Annotated in this window: 18 protein-coding genes; 15 read left to right on the forward strand and 3 right to left on the reverse strand. The window is 49.0% G+C overall.

The features are described from left to right. Window positions 1-6 precede the first annotated feature (6 nt). The gene (locus tag MH144_RS14130) at window positions 7-1,170 is read left to right on the forward strand and encodes a response regulator (RefSeq protein WP_239301128.1); all 1,164 of its coding nucleotides are present in this window, start codon (window positions 7-9) and stop codon (window positions 1,168-1,170) included. Between the two features lie 25 nt (window positions 1,171-1,195). Then, complete coding sequence (locus MH144_RS14135) at window positions 1,196-2,539, forward strand: cryptochrome/photolyase family protein (protein WP_239301137.1); 1,344 nt, start codon at window positions 1,196-1,198, stop codon at window positions 2,537-2,539. Here MH144_RS14135 and MH144_RS14140 read toward each other — a convergent pair. Beyond that, entirely contained in the window at window positions 2,493-3,236 is a 744-nt protein-coding gene (locus MH144_RS14140) for a GyrI-like domain-containing protein (protein ID WP_239301139.1), read from the reverse strand. The two genes, MH144_RS14135 and MH144_RS14140, sit on opposite strands and share 47 nt — an antisense overlap. 129 nt (window positions 3,237-3,365) lie before the next feature. Between MH144_RS14140 and MH144_RS14145 the strand changes: the two genes are divergently transcribed. From MH144_RS14145 to MH144_RS14160, 5 genes are all read left to right on the forward strand, one after another. Next, on the forward strand, window positions 3,366-3,851 hold the full coding sequence (locus MH144_RS14145) for a GyrI-like domain-containing protein (protein WP_110758395.1): 486 nt from the start codon (window positions 3,366-3,368) through the stop codon (window positions 3,849-3,851). A gap of 214 nt (window positions 3,852-4,065) precedes the next feature. Then, a complete protein-coding gene (locus tag MH144_RS14150; RefSeq protein ID WP_239301141.1) occupies window positions 4,066-5,241 on the forward strand; it encodes an acyltransferase in 1,176 nt (391 codons plus the stop codon). A gap of 225 nt (window positions 5,242-5,466) precedes the next feature. Then, complete coding sequence (locus tag MH144_RS30785; RefSeq protein ID WP_275440111.1) at window positions 5,467-5,592, forward strand: hypothetical protein; 126 nt, start codon at window positions 5,467-5,469, stop codon at window positions 5,590-5,592. Between the two features lie 77 nt (window positions 5,593-5,669). Further along, entirely contained in the window at window positions 5,670-7,127 is a 1,458-nt protein-coding gene (locus MH144_RS31100) for an HNH endonuclease (protein WP_481857362.1), read from the forward strand. 247 nt (window positions 7,128-7,374) lie between these two features. After that, window positions 7,375-8,031, forward strand: coding sequence for a TVP38/TMEM64 family protein (locus tag MH144_RS14160; RefSeq protein ID WP_481857363.1), 657 nt, complete (start codon window positions 7,375-7,377; stop codon window positions 8,029-8,031). Window positions 8,032-8,162: 131 nt separating this feature from the next. On the opposite strand, the gene MH144_RS14165 is transcribed toward MH144_RS14160, so the two are convergent. Then, window positions 8,163-8,678, reverse strand: a complete 516-nt coding sequence (locus tag MH144_RS14165; RefSeq protein ID WP_239301153.1) for a cupin domain-containing protein — start codon at window positions 8,676-8,678, stop codon at window positions 8,163-8,165. Window positions 8,679-8,843: 165 nt separating this feature from the next. On the opposite strand from MH144_RS14165, the gene MH144_RS14170 reads away from it, so the two are divergent. Beyond that, the gene (locus MH144_RS14170; protein ID WP_239301155.1) at window positions 8,844-9,845 is read left to right on the forward strand and encodes an NAD-dependent epimerase/dehydratase family protein; all 1,002 of its coding nucleotides are present in this window, start codon (window positions 8,844-8,846) and stop codon (window positions 9,843-9,845) included. Window positions 9,846-10,013: 168 nt separating this feature from the next. Here MH144_RS14170 and MH144_RS14175 read toward each other — a convergent pair whose 3' ends face one another. Further along, complete coding sequence (locus MH144_RS14175; protein ID WP_082704104.1) at window positions 10,014-10,187, reverse strand: CsbD family protein; 174 nt, start codon at window positions 10,185-10,187, stop codon at window positions 10,014-10,016. Window positions 10,188-10,868: 681 nt separating this feature from the next. On the opposite strand from MH144_RS14175, the gene MH144_RS14180 reads away from it, so the two are divergent. The 7 genes from MH144_RS14180 (at window position 10,869) to MH144_RS14210 (ending at window position 17,315) form a co-directional block, all read left to right on the forward strand. Further along, window positions 10,869-11,315 carry a DUF1641 domain-containing protein gene (locus MH144_RS14180; protein WP_239301157.1) on the forward strand — a complete coding sequence of 149 codons (447 nt, stop codon included), beginning with the start codon at window positions 10,869-10,871 and terminating at the stop codon, window positions 11,313-11,315. A gap of 23 nt (window positions 11,316-11,338) precedes the next feature. After that, on the forward strand, window positions 11,339-12,520 hold the full coding sequence (locus tag MH144_RS14185; protein WP_239301159.1) for an NAD(P)/FAD-dependent oxidoreductase: 1,182 nt from the start codon (window positions 11,339-11,341) through the stop codon (window positions 12,518-12,520). Window positions 12,521-12,837: 317 nt separating this feature from the next. After that, window positions 12,838-13,482 (forward strand): SDR family oxidoreductase, encoded by a 645-nt coding sequence (locus tag MH144_RS14190; RefSeq protein WP_239301161.1) that lies wholly within the window; start codon window positions 12,838-12,840, stop codon window positions 13,480-13,482. Window positions 13,483-13,529: 47 nt separating this feature from the next. Further along, window positions 13,530-14,273: a response regulator transcription factor gene (locus MH144_RS14195; protein ID WP_239301163.1), complete on the forward strand. Its 744-nt coding sequence runs from the start codon at window positions 13,530-13,532 to the stop codon at window positions 14,271-14,273. Beyond that, window positions 14,270-15,658, forward strand: a complete 1,389-nt coding sequence (locus MH144_RS14200; RefSeq protein ID WP_239301172.1) for a sensor histidine kinase — start codon at window positions 14,270-14,272, stop codon at window positions 15,656-15,658. The genes MH144_RS14195 and MH144_RS14200 overlap by 4 nt, the downstream gene beginning before the upstream one ends. Before the next feature lie 76 nt (window positions 15,659-15,734). Beyond that, entirely contained in the window at window positions 15,735-16,526 is a 792-nt protein-coding gene (locus MH144_RS14205) for a PepSY domain-containing protein (protein WP_239301188.1), read from the forward strand. Between the two features lie 150 nt (window positions 16,527-16,676). Further along, window positions 16,677-17,315, forward strand: coding sequence for a PepSY domain-containing protein (locus MH144_RS14210; protein WP_239301190.1), 639 nt, complete (start codon window positions 16,677-16,679; stop codon window positions 17,313-17,315). Window positions 17,316-17,345: the final 30 nt, after the last annotated feature.

Here is a 17,345-nt window from a genome sequence, read left to right on the forward strand (position 1 = left end):
AGAACAGTGAGAGCCATTGTAATCGATGACGAGAAGCCGGCGCAGCTTCATCTGGAGCGCCTGTTACTGTCGGACGGACGGATTACACCCGTGCAATGTTTTTCAACAGCCCGTGATGGACTGGAATTTCTGGCGAAAGAGCGTGTCGATGTGGTGTTTCTGGATATTGGCATGCCGGAAATGAACGGACTGGAAGCGGCTGAGTATGTACAGCAGCTGGATAGCACAATTCGAATTATATTTGTAACAGCGTACGCGGATCATGCGGTCGAAGCATTTGAACTGCATGCACTCGATTATGTTCTGAAGCCGGTAAGCTCGGCAAGATTGGGCAAAACGATTGACCGGATCGCTGCTTGGAAGTCTGCTATGCCCGAAATGGCAGCGGCTGCTGAAGTTAAGGAACCAGGTTCCAATGCTGCCGAAGATGACATCCAGTTACCGGGATTGCTCACCTTCAAACATTTGGATATCTACAGAAGTCTTGAACCGGAGGCAACCAAGCATAAATGGAGGACGACCAAATCTCAGGAGTTATTCGCCTTTCTGTTTCACCATCGGGGAGAATGGGTAAGCAAAGAGATTCTGCTTGATAAATTGTGGGCCGATGTCACCTTGGAAAAAGGGCTAACCCATCTGCATACATCGGTATATCAGATCCGAAAACTGCTCAAGGAATGGAGTATGACAGGCAAATTGGAATACAACATGAATCGTTACCGTTTGCTGCCGGGCAATCTGGTAAGTGACGTGGAGCAGTTTGAATTGGGAGTGGGATACGCAGAAGTCACTTCGACCAATGTGGAAGAGCTGCGGGAGATCATGTTGTTATATCGCGGAGATTATCTCGAAGAGCATGACTACCCTTGGGCACAATCGAAGGCCCGTGAGCTAAGGCGCAAATATATACGGTTGGTCATGGATCTGGCCGAATGGAATATGAACCATGGACGTGGCAAGGATGCTACCGAGCAGTTACTCGATCTACAGGAAAAAGAGCCTTATGCTGAAGAAATTTGCCGATTGATGATGAGGGTGTATGCATCCATGGGTGACGGACAAGCCATACTCCAATTATATTCATCATTTGCAAGGACCCTCTTGGAGGATTTGGGGCATCAGCCGGAACCGGAAACGAGCCGCCTCTTTCAAGAACTAACGGTGAAGTAGGCACAGGCCGGGCGGGAGGATTGTAGTGAAATTATTTATACATCGCAAGGATTTGCGTACGGAGGACCTGCACGCATTTGATTACTTGCAGAATCAGGAAGATGAAAGCCTGCACCTTTTTATCTACGATCCCTTTTTGCTTCGTCAGGGGCGTGATAAGGAACACAGCGGCATTAACTTTCTGAGGCATGCGGCCGGGCTTGCCAGACAGTACGGGAAGGCAGGCAAGCTGCTGCATGTGGCACATGGCAAGCCAGCAGAAGTTGTGGATTACATATTGGACCACACGGAAGGAATGATTGATGAAGTCGTGGTTCACCGGGATATGACGCCTTATGCAATTGAGAGGGACCGCAGCATACGCAAGATTGTGGACAAATACCAGGCCAAGTTCACGCAACTGACGGATCATCTGCTGATCGATCTTCCTCGGTTCGCTGATTTTACAGGCAAATCGGAGCCCTATAAAGTATTTGCCGCCTTTCACCGGCGCTGGATGGAGTTTATGAATGAATTCCCTAATCCTCCTTCGGTACTAACGGTAGCTGATCTTAAGATCAGTAAGCTGTTCATCGAGTTTCCTGATTCGTTCAGGGTACCCGCAGCGCTTACGGATATCGAGCCGGCTGAAGAACCTTATGGGCTGCTTGATGCATTCCTGAAGGAGCGTATCGCGGAATACGGGGAGCATCGGGATGAGTATGAAGCATACGAACCAAGCCATCTTAGTTCCTATGTGGCGGTAGGAGCCATCTCGATCCGCAGGATGTACGATGCAGCTTACCGGGCAGAACAGCCGGATGAATGGATTAGACAGCTGTGCTTCCGTGACTTCTATCTGTATCGTGCAGTATACGAGAGTCACTATTTTACGTACGAAAAGGTATACGATCTGTCACCGCTAAGTGAATATCACTTCGAACGCTGGTGTAAGGGAGAGACGGGAATACCAATTATTGATGCTGCGATGACCGAGCTGAATGAGACGGGGCGAATGCCCAATCGATTGCGTATTCTGACGGCCATGTTCCTGACCAAAAACCTGCAGTGCCCGTTTCCCCTGGGTGAGGCTTACTTCAGACGCAAGCTGCTGGATTATGACAACATTCAGAATCGGGGGAACTGGTTATGGTGTGCATCACTTGGTGAGAATGCCGCTCCGTATTTCCGGGTGAACAATCCGGTGACACAATCGGAGAAGTATGATCCCCAGGGAGATTATATCCGGAAATGGCTGCCTGATCTGAAGGATCTGCACAGCAAGGATATCCATCAACCACGTGAGGGTGCGATTGTGGATCTAAAGGCATCCAGACAGGCAGCTATTGAGGTCTATAAACAAATTCTGGCGAGTCGTCAGAAGGGCTAGTACCGTGCAGCGGAATGTGTACAGTGATGCTGGAGGGAGTATCGGATGGCCGGATCTCCAAGGCATAGCCTGAAACGTCAGGCTCAAGGCCCCGATGTCTCAGCTTGTCCATGAGCAGGAGAAATGTCTGATCAATCTCTGCCCGATCCGGAGCACCGAAATGGGTATATACGGCGTATTCACGGGCCGGAAGAATTATACCAACCATGCCTTCCGGCACTTCATGGAAGTGGGATACCTCTACTCCGGCAATATAGTGATAGAGGCGTGTACGGCTCAGGGATACGCCCGTCTTCACCCCCGTCCGGGTTTGGCGGGGGATTTCATGTTGTCTGCGTTCTAATTCAATCCACAGCTTAGGAATCACCACTTGTGACATATATACAGCTGTAAAAGGAGCCTGGAATTCAAGGCCGATCACATATGTCTGCGGCCGTACCATCCGCTCAAATGAATGAGCCTTGGCAATTCGTTGACCTGCTATATCCGCTACTCGACCGGCTGATTTCAGCAAGGTATATCCTCCCTGGCGTCCAGGTTCTGCATATAGAGGCACACCCATTCCACTAAGCTCATGTAAATACCGAAGCATGGTACGGTAAGAAACCCCGAATTCAGCAGCCATTTCTTCAGCGGTAAACGTAGGTTTGTCATACACTCGCATCATAAGTTCAATCAAACGCTGCGTTTTGGTCATGTTCCATCTGCTCCTGATAGAAATATAGATATACTGACAGATTTTGTCACTATATTAGTATAAAATAGAGTCAGGACTTACGGCAACAGGATCAACTTATGGAGAGCATAAATGAAAGGGTGAGAGGGTATGGAACAAGTCAATTCTTCAATGTTGGTACGTATGGAGGCGGCGACCATTATCGGACTGAAATGGGAGGGAACCTTCGCTGAAGCAGGGGCAGGGGGCATTCGTGAAGTGCAAACGGAGTTCAAGCGTCGTCTGCAGGAGATCAGTGATGTGCTTCACCCGCAGGAGCTTCTGGGATTGTCCTATCATACGACAGATACAGGATTTGTTCATTATGTCGCAGTCGAGGTTGGCAAAGATGGAGCATCAACCATTCCATCTGGAATGGTGAAGGTTGATGTCCCGGCACATGACTACGCCAAGTGCAGCCATGTCAAAGGACAGAGTGTGGAAGCATCATACAATCGAATCTATGCCTGGATTGAAGAACAGGGTCATGCGGTGTCGCAAGGTCCGCTTACACACTATGAAGTATATCCGATGGATCAGGATCCATATGATCCGGAGCCCGAGTTTACCATTTTCATCCCAGTGAACCAGAAATAAATCCTGCTGAGGCAGCATCGCTCGAAGACCGCATTATAGCGGTCTTTTTTTACATTTATAGACATGAAAAGTGTGTGAAATCCACTGAAAATTTAGGAATTGTTAAGAAAATGGACTACACATCTTAAGCATTATGCCTTTTAATAGATAGAGAGCTTATCGTACTAAGTCATATCTGACATATTGACGAACACATTAAGGAGAAACGCTAAACATGAGTGAGACATTAAAAAGAGAGCGAATACCGGAGTTGAACCTGGTACGTGCCATGGCGATTATCGGCGTGCTGTGTGTGCATTCCACGTCCTATGCGACGGTGGACATGACGGGTTCGGGCTACTACTGGCTGTACAACTTTATTAATATCTTCATGAAATATGGTACGCCAACTTTTATTTTCATGAGCAGCTTCGTGTTGTTCTATAACTATTACTCCCGTCCCTTGGACAAGAAACTGGTCAGCAATTTTTATAAAAAGAGATTCGTTTACATTTTGCTGCCGTATTTCCTGTTTTCCCTGTTTTATTTTGTTATTCTGCATTTCACCCATTATCAAGGCCGTCCGTTTGGTGAATCTGCCATCAGCTTCATTACCAAACTTTTCACGGGTAAGGCGTATACGCATCTGTACTTTGTATTCATCAACATGCAATTCTATCTGTTATTCCCGCTCGTTCTGTGGCTGCTGAAGAAGTATCCTGCGGTGGTTAAGTGGTCTGTACCCATTGGCCTGCTGATCCAGTGGGCATTTATCGTAAGTAACAAATACGGGTTCCAGGTGCCGAACAAAGGAAGCTGGGCCTTCTCGTACTTCTCCTATTTCATGCTGGGCGCGTTCATTGGGGTCTATTTTCCAAAAATCAAGCAATGGTTTGTCATCAGCCGAGAAAATGCGACCAAAGGCCGCGTAGCATCCTGGATTCTGCTGTGGGCCGTCTGGATTGCGGCCGGACTCGGACATGTATATATTTATTACCTGCTTCGTATGAAGATTGCCACGTATAATACACTGTGGTATGAATTTTTCTGGAATTTGCATACCTTTGCTTGTGCGCTCGTACTGATTCAGATTGCATACCTGTTGTATCGCAAGGGGCCTGCATTGATTGCCAAGCCGCTCAATCGACTTGGTGCACTGTCCTTCGGAATTTATCTGATTCACCCATTTTTCCTGCTGTTGTATCGGGAATTCCCGCCGCAAACCGGGGTGTCCTGGCTGGTTCACCTATGGTATGCCGGAGGCTTCGCCGTAGCGTTGTTCGCTTCATGGATTGTAGTGGGGCTGACGGCAAGGTTCGTTCCGTTTGCCTGGGTCATCTTCGGCAATCTGCCGAAACCAAAACCACGGGTCATCCCGCAACCCAATTCGGGACAGCTCGATGTTCGTTAATATTTAATTGCCATTATAGGAATAATAAGCCGTTTCTTGGTCGACCTTAGGGTTGAGCGGGGAACGGTTTTTTTCATGCGATCAATGAGCATCATGTGGGAACGAATGTTTCTTTTGGATCAGCCAGGGGTAATGAGAAGGCGGAACACAAATCAAAAATGCAGAGACTTACAGAACAGGATCAAGGTGAGATGAATGACAACATGTGAACAATGCGGGAAACCGATGCAAGATATATTGGAATATGTAGAACACATTCTTCATGAATGCAGTGGACAGACAACAGAGTACAACACAGATGGCTATCAGGCACAGACACAGGGGTATGAGTGCGTCCGCGAGCAGATGTGATACAATAGAAAGAAACCGGATTCATACGGAACCGAGGTGACAACATGGAGACGGGCTCAGCCCCTTTCCGGCAGAACATGACGGAACATGAAGCGCAACAGACCAAGGTATGCATGTATTGCGGGCAACAGCGTCCGTTGTCTGAATTTCGGCGCAGAACCGGAAAGAGGGCGGGGCCCGGTGCCAGACGGGGAGCCTGTCGTCCTTGTCGTCAGCGCAGCGGACAGGCTGTCGGTAGCGACATCCCTGTGCAGCAGGCTCAGAGTTTGCACATGCGGATGCAAAGACCGGAGAAGATTACAAATGAATCAAGTGCTGCAGCCAATGAACGGGTGATCCAGGAGGCAGCGGGTGAAGGTTCTGAGGAACAGCACAGCAAAGCTGAATCTCTATCTTCAGCCTCCTCGGAATCGTCAGGTGAGCGAAAGAAGAGAAGAAGGAGACGAAAGTCCAAACGGCAGCAGGCGCAGCCAGGCCTTGAGCAGTCTGAACGGATCACGGAATCAAGCGCCTCAGGGCAAGCAGAACGTGATCCGAAGGATGGTGGACGCACCGTATCCAATGTGCGTGCTGAACAGGCCGCCGCGCAGGCTTCTGTGGCGGCAAGCGAGGCTTCGCTGCCGGAAGATCCGCAGGATCCGGCAGCGGGAACAGCAGCTGCGGGTCAGCAGACCGCAGCGGGGCGCAAGCGCAAGCGGCGCCGCAAACGCTCGGCGCCGCCTGGCGCTGGCACTGGACCCGACCGCATTGCGGTCAAGTCCGAGGTGCCAGCGAGCGACCGTGGCGCTGCAGCCACGGCCGACGGGCTTTTGGCGGCAGGTGCACAGCCTGCCGCTCCAGGGCTGGACCCGGGCCAGGCAGCTCCTGCTGCGGCCGGGACAGCCGAGTCTGCTCCCTTGCGGCCACAGGGTCCGCAAGGAAGCAGGGCGCGGCCAATGCGCAAAGAACGTGCGCATAAGGCCGCCGATGAAGACGGTGCCCGGGCAACGACTTCCGGACACCGTCCCCATTCCCATCATGCCCGCAGCCGAAGCGCTGGGGCAGATGGCCGGCCACGCCGCCAGACTCCGGCGGTCCCGGTAGTGATTGATCCGGAAGATCCGTCATCGCTCCGTACGAACAGGCAGGGTATGGTCCGCATGCGTGGCAAGACGGATAAAGGCCGCCGCTGGCATCAGGAGATTGATATGGAGCTTGCGGTCACGCTGGTCAAGGAAAAAGCTGCAGTTGTTGTCAATCGGTACACCATTCGCCGATTATTCAGCAACAAGGATTTCAAACGGTACATCATGAACCGGGATCAGTATACCTGTTACTTCTGTGGATCGTATGGTGATACGATCGATCACCTTCTGCCTCGAGCCAAAGGTGGTCATACGACTCCGCTAAACTGTGTATGTGCCTGCAATCTCTGCAATCAGTCCAAAGCTGCAATGGATGCAGATGAGTTCATGCGATCCGGCATACCTGAATGGAATGCCGCTCATCAGGAGGAACTGAACGAACTGCAGATGCAGGAGGCGCAGCTGGAATAGAATATGTTTATTTCCTCTCCTCCTGGAGAGATACCAATACAGATAAAGCACACCAAGACTTGTTGTACAGGTCAGGGTGTGCTTTTTGCTATGTTGGTCTCATCTGTGAATATTTCTTCAAATTAACAACGGTTTGAAGTGAATTCGTACGTTATACTGTGAGAAGAAGATGAACTGACCCAGATCATTCGAGGACAGTAATTGCCATTGTAAACGGATGGAGACTGAATAGATTGGAAGGATGCACATGACCCCGGTACCTCTGGACATCATGTCCTATATTACGGAAGAAAATATTCGTTATTGGCTTGAGCAGTTTCGTTCCCTGGGGCCGCTTCCGGGTATACTGCTTACTTTTATGAAGTCCTTTGTGCCTCCGCTGCCGACCCTGCTGATCGTGGGTGTTAATGGTGCGGTGTATGGACTATGGGCGGGATTTTTGTACTCGTGGATTGGGATGGTGCTCGGTTGTACCCTGACCTTCTTGCTGGTCCGGGAGATTGGGAAATCTGCCTTCGTGGAACGATGGTCCAGCAAACCGCGTGTTCAGCGGAGCATGGTATGGATTCGGCGGAATGCCTTCAGTTATGTATTTTTGCTGAGTATCTTTCCGGTCGGTCCGTTTGTCATCATTAACGTGGCGGCAGGTATTGCCCGAATGAGACTTATGTCTTTCCTGCTCGCCGTAGGGTTTGGTAAGGGCATCATGATTTTCTGCGTGACCTACATTGGCTCGAATGTGGCCCAATTCCTGGAGCACCCTGTAAGGTGGATTGGTGTATTGCTGTTTATCGCTGTATCGTTGTGGGCAAGTCGGAAGCTGGAGAGACACTTCACCCGTTCATTGTCCCAGGAGAATCTGAACGAATCCAATTCTTCTTCGGGAAACACCATTTCTTCCTGATATGCAGCATGCAATACGGTTCTACGGTACCCGGTTACGCGTATAATCTAAACAGACTGTTATCGAGGACATGGATATTTCTCGTTAACAGTCTGTTTTTCTTTTCTTGTTCACTCATATGCAGTTACCTCTTATTTGCTTTTGTTCCATATGTCCAATAAAGGTCCCTCGTTTCCATAGACCGGATCGGTATCAGGGATCGGCACATCCTGAATCTCCCGAAGCACTTCAGGACGTTCTGTCGGATTACCTGTACGGGTATTGTAGCTTGAGCCGCCAGGGTAAGCACCTGCTATGCGAAAATCAGGGCTGGCTTCCAGACGCTTATGTCCTGTTCCTGCAGGAAGCACGACAATATCTCCCGTTTGCAGATAAACTCGCTGTCCCTTTTCCCCGCCCAGAATCAGTTGAACGAAACCGCTTACCACTGCTAGTGCTTCATGGGCATTGCTATGAAAATGATGATAGTCGAATACACCATTAATCCAGCTGTTACCCCAATGATTGCTGTTGAGCAGCGACTCTGCTCGGGACGGGTCTTTTGCCCATATACCTTTATACAACAGTACTGGCAAGTTTGGATTGTTGGGAATCACGCCATCGTCTTTGAAGTAAAAGGTCTCTATATTATCTCTGGATTCATTCATTATCATCACCTCACTGTTTATTACCCTCATTAGCTATCTGCTCTACAGAAAGAAAAATAAAAAATGAATGGAAAATGATACAAAACGTATCAATTTAAGGTTATACTCAATACATACGCTCGCCTCAAGAGCCTGCCTGAGTAAAATCCAAGGAGGAATGGTTTGGTGAACATTGTCATTACAGGGGCTTCCGGATTTGTGGGATTCAATCTTTCTCATTATTTGGCGCAAAAAGGCCATCGTATTACCCTGATCGACCGGGATGACTATTGTCAGAGACTTGTTCACAGCTCCCCGCTGCATGAAATGACTTTCACTTGTTGTGACCTCGCTTCAGACCGCTTCAGCTTGCCCCAGGGAACCGATCATATCATCCACTTGGCAGCCATGCCGCATGTGGATTATTCCTACCATCATCCAGGAGAAGTATTTCGTAACAACACACTAAGCACGCAGGCCATTTTGCAATATGCAGCCAATCATCGTATTCCGGTTGTACTGGCCTCCTCGGTAGAGGTGTATGGAGGCGAGTTTGGCAGAGTGTACTCCGAATCAGACGTATATGCTCCAGTATCCCCCTATTCGGCATCCAAAGTTGCATGTGAGACGCTGGCTCATTCCTATGCCCAATGTTACAACCTCCCTGTAAAAATCTTTCGCCTAACCAACCTCTATGGTCCATGGCAGCTGCCTGACCGAATCATTCCCCGCAATTTTGGCCGGATGCTGGATGGCTTACGGCTGGATATTCAAGGATCTGCTGTACGTGATTTTCTGTATATCGATGATGCACTAAAAGCCATTGAACAGATCATGCTGCATGGACAAGATCGGCATACGTATAACATCTCAACAGGACAAGGCACAACGATGCAGGAGATTGGCGAGCTGCTGCAATCACTGCAGCGCTCCACAGGAGATGTGGAGATTCGGGATCAGGAACCGACTCAGTCCAGAGGGTCCAGTTTAGTCGTTTATTCGGGCAAATTAAGAGAAGAACTGGGATGGAAACCGCAGATTACATTGGAGCAGGGGCTGGAGAAGAAATACCGTTGGTATCAGGAGCATCCGGATTGGGTGCGGCAATTCAGCAGACATTATCAAACATCGAGAGGAAGTCAGGAGTTTATCGTGGATATGGCTAGATATGTGGCTCCAGCGATTTGATACAATTGAAAACAACCAAAAAAAGCCAGGGAAGGGTGATTGGAATAACACCTTCCTTGGCTTTTTTGTGCCCCGTAGGTAAAGACAAGCGCATGCTCATATCTACGGGCCGACATCATCACGTATATAGTGCACGATTTGAACGTGCGAAGCATATGAGACCGGATACTAGTGGCGATCTTTTACATCGGCAATTTTATCTTGAACCGCGCCTTTCGCCTTGTCCTTTTTACCCTCAGCCTGAAGGGATCTGTTGTTTGTCGCGTTACCGATCTGATCCTTCACTTCGCCTTTGGCTTTATTCACGCCTGCTTTGATTTTATCGCTAGTTGAATTACTCATATCGAACATCTCCTTCATTTCTGGTGTAGTCCTTATTAACCGGGTTTCTGTAATTTTAAACTTCGTTCATCATAAGAAGCCGTCGTAAGCGCCTGAAATAAGGTGAAGATTCTCATCGGGAAGAATTGAGCGAATAGGGAATAAGCCAGCATGACAAGCTGCATAATAACGATAGTGACCAAATTCGTTGCATGGAATTCATGATTTTGGAAAACACTTCCTAAAAATAAGACTGAAAAATTCCTTCATATGTACTTTTTCGCACATATGGACGTATGTGATCTTGTCTTAATACCACATGTGGTAGGAATACAGATCTGGAGCAGAAGGATAAGCGGTTACATTCCGACCGCGAAGCTTGACAAAAAAATCGGATTTGTTACAATGTTCACAATATCTTCACAAGTGTAAAAAATTTCTTTTTCATGTTCATGTGTAAGAGGTGTAATATAAGGGTATAGAGTTCGGTTTCGGCCTGCTTGTCGTTTTGCGTCAACACATGTTGTCCGCAATAGACCCAATACAATACATGATCCGAGAGCGGCCCTTGGGCTTCGCTCTTTCTATTGTGTGAAATTTGGTACATTTCAATGTATCACTTGTATTCGTGGTTCGGCTCTGCTTGACAGGCATCATGAAAGTCGCGGACTTCTATCCCAAAGTAAAGGAGGACTTTCTCTTATGTCACAATCGCCTACTCAACAAGAGGTGCCAGTTACAGAAGGTGCCAACGTTTCCGAGCGCCAGTCCTTGGACGTGCTCGATCAACTGATGAAGCCTGAGGTACAGGAGTCTCTGACCGTTCTGGTGGAAAACCTGCCTAAACTGGCTGAAATGGTTACTGCCATGACCAAAGCTTATGACTTCGCACAAAGCGTAGCTACAGACAAAGTTCTGATCAGCGACACAATGAGCGCAATGGGTGAATTCGCTAAACCAGTTGTAGACAAAGCCAAAGGTGTAGCTTCTGCTGCAATCGAAGCTAATGATCGTGCGCAAGCAGAACAAACTTCGGTTGGTCTGTTCGCTATGCTCAAAATGCTTAAAGATCCAAACGTACAACAAACGCTGCGTTTTGCTCAATCATTCCTGAGCATCCTGAACGAGCGTGGGCAACAGCAACGTTAAGATTAGAAGAACGGAGGATGGATATGTCGAAGCAAATTTTGATCTTGGGCGGAGGTTACGGTGGTCTTTTGACTGCGCTGACTGCGCGTCAATACCTGACACCGGAAGAAGCGACAATTACAGTCGTGAACCGTTACCCTACGCACCAAATTATTACGGAACTGCACCGTCTTGCAGCAGGAAGCATTGCTGAAAAGGCAGTTGCTCTTCCGCTTGAAAAATTGCTGCGTGGTAAAAACGTGAACTTGAAAATCGATACGGTGGATACAATCAAGCCGGACGAGAAAAAAGTTCTGATGACTAGCGGCTCTACTTACTCTTATGATGCACTCGTCGTTGCCCTGGGTAGCGAAACGGCATTCTTCGGAATTCCGGGATTGCAGGAGTACAGCTTCACGCTGAAATCTGTTAGTGATGCTAACCGCATTCGTGCACACGTTGAAGCACGTCTTGATGCTTACAAACAATCCGGCAACAAAGCAGACGCAACGTTTGTTATTGGTGGCGGCGGTTTGACTGGTATTGAGCTTGTCGGCGAATTCGCTGACCTGTTGCCAGCTGTATGCCAAGAAAAAGGTATCGATTTCAACGATATCTCCCTGTATACCGTTGAAGCAGGTCCATCCATTCTTGCAGGATTCCCGCCAGAATTGGTTGACCGTGCAAAATCGAGTCTCGAGAAACGTGGCGTTAACTTCATCGTTGGCGTAGCGATCACAGAGATGAAAGAAAACGAAGTATTGCTGAAAGACGGCAGCTCCATCCCTACGAACACACTCGTATGGACAGGTGGCGTACAAGGTAATGCGGTTGTTGCTAACAGTGGAATTGAAGTGGATCGCGGCCGTGCTAAAGTTACGGAAGTTCTGCAATCCACATCCCACAAAGATGTGTTTGTTGCTGGTGACAGCGCAGTGGTCTTCCCTAGCGAAGGCGCTCGTCCATATCCTCCAACTGCACAACTGGCTTGGCAAATGGGTGAAACTATTGGTCACAACCTGGGCGTAATGTTCAAAGGTGGCGCAATGGAATCCTTCACACCAGTATTCTCCGGTACACTGGGAAGTCTGGGTCGTAAGGATGCTGTCGGCATGATCGGTGGCAACCAGACTCGTCTGAAAGGTCTGCCAGCAACCATGATGAAAGAAGCAAGTAACATCCGTTACCTGTCTCACATCCACGGATTGTTTGCACTGGCTTACTAATTTAGTAGCCATCCATATAAGGGTGCCCCTTGGGGCATCCTTTTTGCGTTACTTTCATCATGGATGTGAGCTTGGGAGCAAGAGAAGCTAAATGAGGCCGTAGGAATGGATGCGTTTAGTTAGGTATAGATAGTGTGGGGTGTATGGTATATTAAGATGTATATGGAAACTGTATTCATGCGCTGACAATGCGCTAAACGGATTGGATCACAGCAAGCCGGCGCTTAGAAGCGCCGGCTTTCGTTTAAATTAAAGACAAGTCCAGAGAAGGATAAAACGACACGGGGTTACCCGTTTAACCGAGAGGAGCATGACATATGAATGTATTGGTTATTGGAGCAAACGGACAAATCGGCAAGGTGCTTGTGGAACAGCTGGCCCAGGAAGGCAAGCATCAGGTGACGGCGATGATTCGCAAACCGGAACAGGCAGATGCACTGAAACAGCTGGGTGCAAATGTAGTCATGGGTGATCTGGAGGGTAGCGTAAATGATTTGGCTGAAGCGATGAAGGATCATGATGCCGTTGTATTCACGGCAGGGTCCGGTGGTTCTACAGGTGCAGACAAGACACTTCTTATTGATCTCGACGGGGCAGTAAAAACAATGGAGGCCGCACTGCAGCAGGGCGTTTCCAGATATGTTCTGGTCAGTGCTTTTGGTGCAGATCAGCGGGAGAAATGGTCGGATGCCATAAAACCATACTATGTGGCGAAGCATTATGCCGATCGTGCGCTGTTTGCAAGCGAGCTGAATTATACGATTATTCGTCCTGGTGGCTTGAAAAACGAACCAGGAACAGGCAAAATCGCCGTAGGGACAGACTTGAAACCAGGAAGCATATCTCGTGAGGATGTGGCCCGAGTTATCGCAGCATCTCTGCAAGAGGAGAAGACATATCGAATGGCATTTGACCTGATTGCCGGGGACGACCTTGTAGAGGATGCATTGGGCAAACTGTAGAGTTCTATTGTAAGATATCGGGAGAATGGAACGAGGGGGAACTCTGTATGAATGAAGCCGTGCTGGTGATTGAAGATGAACCCAAAATCGCACGCCTGCTTGAACTTGAATTACAGTATGAGGGATATCAGGTGGGGAAGGCAGGGAGCGGTACGGAAGGATTGGAAATGTATCATGGCGGCCAGTGGGATCTGATTCTGTTGGATATCATGCTGCCAGGTCTGAGCGGGATTGAGGTGTTGCGGCGAATTCGTGCCAAAGATGCCATGGTGCCCATCCTGATGCTGACAGCGAAGGATTCAGTCGAGGACAAGGTGTCTGGGCTTGATCTCGGTGCCAATGATTACATTACTAAACCTTTTCGAATCGAAGAACTGCTTGCCAGAGTACGGGCAGCGCTCCGGCTGAGTGCCGCAGCCGCTTCTTCATCCGGGGTAATACGACCTGCCAATCAAGACTCAGCAAGCCAAATGACTGAAGAAGAAACAGGCTGGCTTACTGCCGCAGGATTGAGGTTGAATGAAGGTACAAGGGAGGTATCCCGGGATGGAATACCTATCGAGCTTACTCCACGTGAGTTCGATCTTCTCGTGTATCTGCTGCAGAATCAGCGTCAGGTATTGAGTCGTGACCAGATTGTACAGGCCGTTTGGGGTTACGATTATTATGGAGATACCAATGTGGTGGATGTGTATATCCGTTATGTGCGCAAAAAGGTGGATAACGGGTTCACTCCACCCTTAATACATACGGTTCGTGGTGTTGGATACGTTATGAAGGAGCAATCATGAGTCTGCGGAGCAAAATTTATGGATACTCCTCGGTATTGTTTGCAGTACTGCTCATCGCTGTAAACCTGTCCGTGTATATCGTATTTGAACGAATTTCAATGTCCAATGAGATCAAGCGTGTCGAAGCTGAGGCTGGCTCGATCGTAACGGGAGTACGTGATTCTGCCGAATCCATTCCACCGGACGATCTGCTGCGTGCCTATGCGCCAGTGGAAGGAATGCTCCGCATTGTCAATGAGGATGGTACCAGTTCCGATCCGGTAACAACAGCGACAGAGCCTCAATTGAACGAGATGCTAAGCAAATTGCCCTATAAGTACGAGAGCCAAAAGAAATCGGAGTATACCCGGGTTGGACAGCTGGAGTATGTCTGGGTGTCTGTGCCGGTAATCTGGCCTGATGGTGAAGTGGTGAATGTACAAGTCACCGAAAGTGTCGCAGATACCGAGAATGGCCTGTCTGTGCTGCGTACGGTTCTGGTCGCTGTAACGATTATCGCATTGATCCCTGCGATTATCTCCAGCCGAATTCTGGCGAACCGGATGACAAGGCCGATTCAGCAGATGACACGTACCATGAGTGATATCCAGTCAAGCGGCCAGTTTAAGCGGCTTCCGCTGGCTGCCCAATCGAAGGATGAACTGAGTACCATGGGGCAGACGTTCAACCGCATGATGGATTTGCTGGAATCCAACTTCGAGCGGCAGGAGCGTTTCGTATCGGATGCCTCGCATGAACTTAAAACGCCGCTGACGATTATTGAGAGTTATGCCAGTCTGCTGCAGCGACGGGGCAAGGAGCGACCTGAGGTGTTCGATGAGGCTGTTGAAGCCATACTATCCGAATCTGTTCGCATGCGGGAGATGACCGAACAGCTGCTCTTGCTGGCCAAGCAGCCAGAGCAATGGAACGTACAGCTGCAGAGGCTCGATATCACACGTCTGGCTCAGGATTCCACTCGAGCCTTCCGGGAAGCCTATCACCGGGAAGTTTATTGTGATGATCCGGGCAGTATCTGGGTGATCAGTGATGAAAGTAAGCTGAAGCAAATGTTGTTTATTCTGCTGGACAATGCCCGCAAGTATAGCGAGGATGCCATTGAAGTCAGACTGGAATCCAAAGGACAGGAATGCCGGATATGCATCGTTGATACGGGGATTGGAATGCGGGAGGAAGAGCTAACCAAAGTATTTGACCGTTTTTACCGTGTGGATCCGGCAAGGACCCGCAGCGGCGGAGCAAGTGGATCCGGCTTGGGATTATCTCTCGCGAAAGACATCGCAGGGGCTATAGGGGCACGTGTTGAACTGAAGAGTGCAGAAGGCGTAGGCACCGAAGCTTCAATTATTTTGCCAGTATCCGTTCAGACAACCCTGTTCTCATGAAATTCTCATTCTTCTCTTGTATACTGATGCCAAGAGTGTCACGGGAGCAGATGCACGTGTGAAAGGGGGAGGCAGATTGGAAAAGTCACAGATACCACCGGAAATGAAACGGGAACAGCAGCAGCCGAGCGGAAGGTCAAAGCGACCGATATGGTGGGGAGCGGGTATTGTGGCTGTGCTGCTTGTCGCAATCGTAGGCTGGTGGCAGCCATGGCAATCGAGCCGTGTGATGCTGAGTGCGGATGCAGCAGCGCAGGCGGTATTGGAACAATACCCTGGAGAAATTGTGAATTCCACGTTGAAGGACGGTACGTATATCATGCAGCTTCGATCCGAAACAGGGCTATATGATGTACAGCTGGATGCGGTAACCGCTACAGTCAATGCCATTAAGCGGCTGGAATCCAATCCTCAGGCCGAAGAAAAAACACTGCTTAGCCGGGAGCAGATCAAGACGGAGTTGCGGAAGCAAACGGATGAGCAGCTGGTATCACTGGAACTGGTGGAACAGCAGGGAAGTCCGGTGTATCTGGCCGTATTGAAAATGAAGGATCATCGCCGAGAGCAGTGGGTGGTTGATCCATATAACGGGGAGAAGCAATCTTCCCAGACGCTGGATGTTCCAGCATTGGAACCGGGAAAAGAGAATGATACTCCGCAGTTTCTTAGTGAGAAGGAAGCTGAGCAAAAGGCACTTGCCAGAGTTCCCGGGGAAGTGGATGACACGGAGCTCCGTGGAACGAATAGTGGGAATCCCTATTACCTGGTCGAGATTGATCTGGAGGATGGCAGGGAAGCTATCGTGCAGGTGAATGCGATATCCGGAGCGATCCGATCCGTGACCTGGGATGAAGACGAAGAAGATTAAGTAAAACCTCAGCAATAGAAATGAAATGATGCTGTGAATGTTTGTCTCATTTTCTCATCAAATTCTAATCTGACTCTCGCTGATCTCTCATACGCACAGGTTATTCTATAACTGTAGACGAGAACGAGAACAACAACGAGGAGATGAAACATGATGATGAACAAACACAAACTATGGATTGGCAGCATTTCGGCAGCGGTACTTCTTGGAGGATCGGCGGTAGCAGCGAGCAGCAGCGTAAACGGACAGTCGGTACAAACCACACCATCATCGACTTCGCAGTCGGTCACACAGGATCAGAGCAGTACTGGCAAATTGCTGACCGGAGCGCAAGCCAAAGCAGCGGCATTAAAAGCGGCTGAGGGTAAAGTGGACGACATTGATCTGGAGCGCAGAAACGGCCAAACGTTCTACGAAGTTGAAATCGACCGCAAAGGAAGCAATGACGTTGTGGTGCGTCTGGATGCCTACACAGGCAAGATCCTGGCGGTTGTGGATGATGAAGACTATGACGACGATGATGATTATAATTACAATGGCTCTTCCGCAAGTACTTCTTCCAACCAGTCTGCTGCAAAACAGGTTAAATTGACCGAAGCACAAGCCTCTGCGATTGCCCTGAAACAGGTGACAGGTGGAAAAGTAACCGAAATTGAGCTCGACCATGATGACGGACGTTATGTCTATGAGATCGAGATCAGAACCGCGGATGGCGAAGCGGATGTTGATGTGGATGCCAATACAGGTAAAGTGCTGTCCTTTGACCAGGATTTTGACGACGAGGATTAATGAAAGAACGTTAAGAGACCCATTAAAATA

Origin of the sequence: Paenibacillus sp. ACRRY, assembly GCF_022346995.1 — a bacterium.
Taxonomy (GTDB): Bacteria; Bacillota; Bacilli; order Paenibacillales; family Paenibacillaceae; genus Paenibacillus.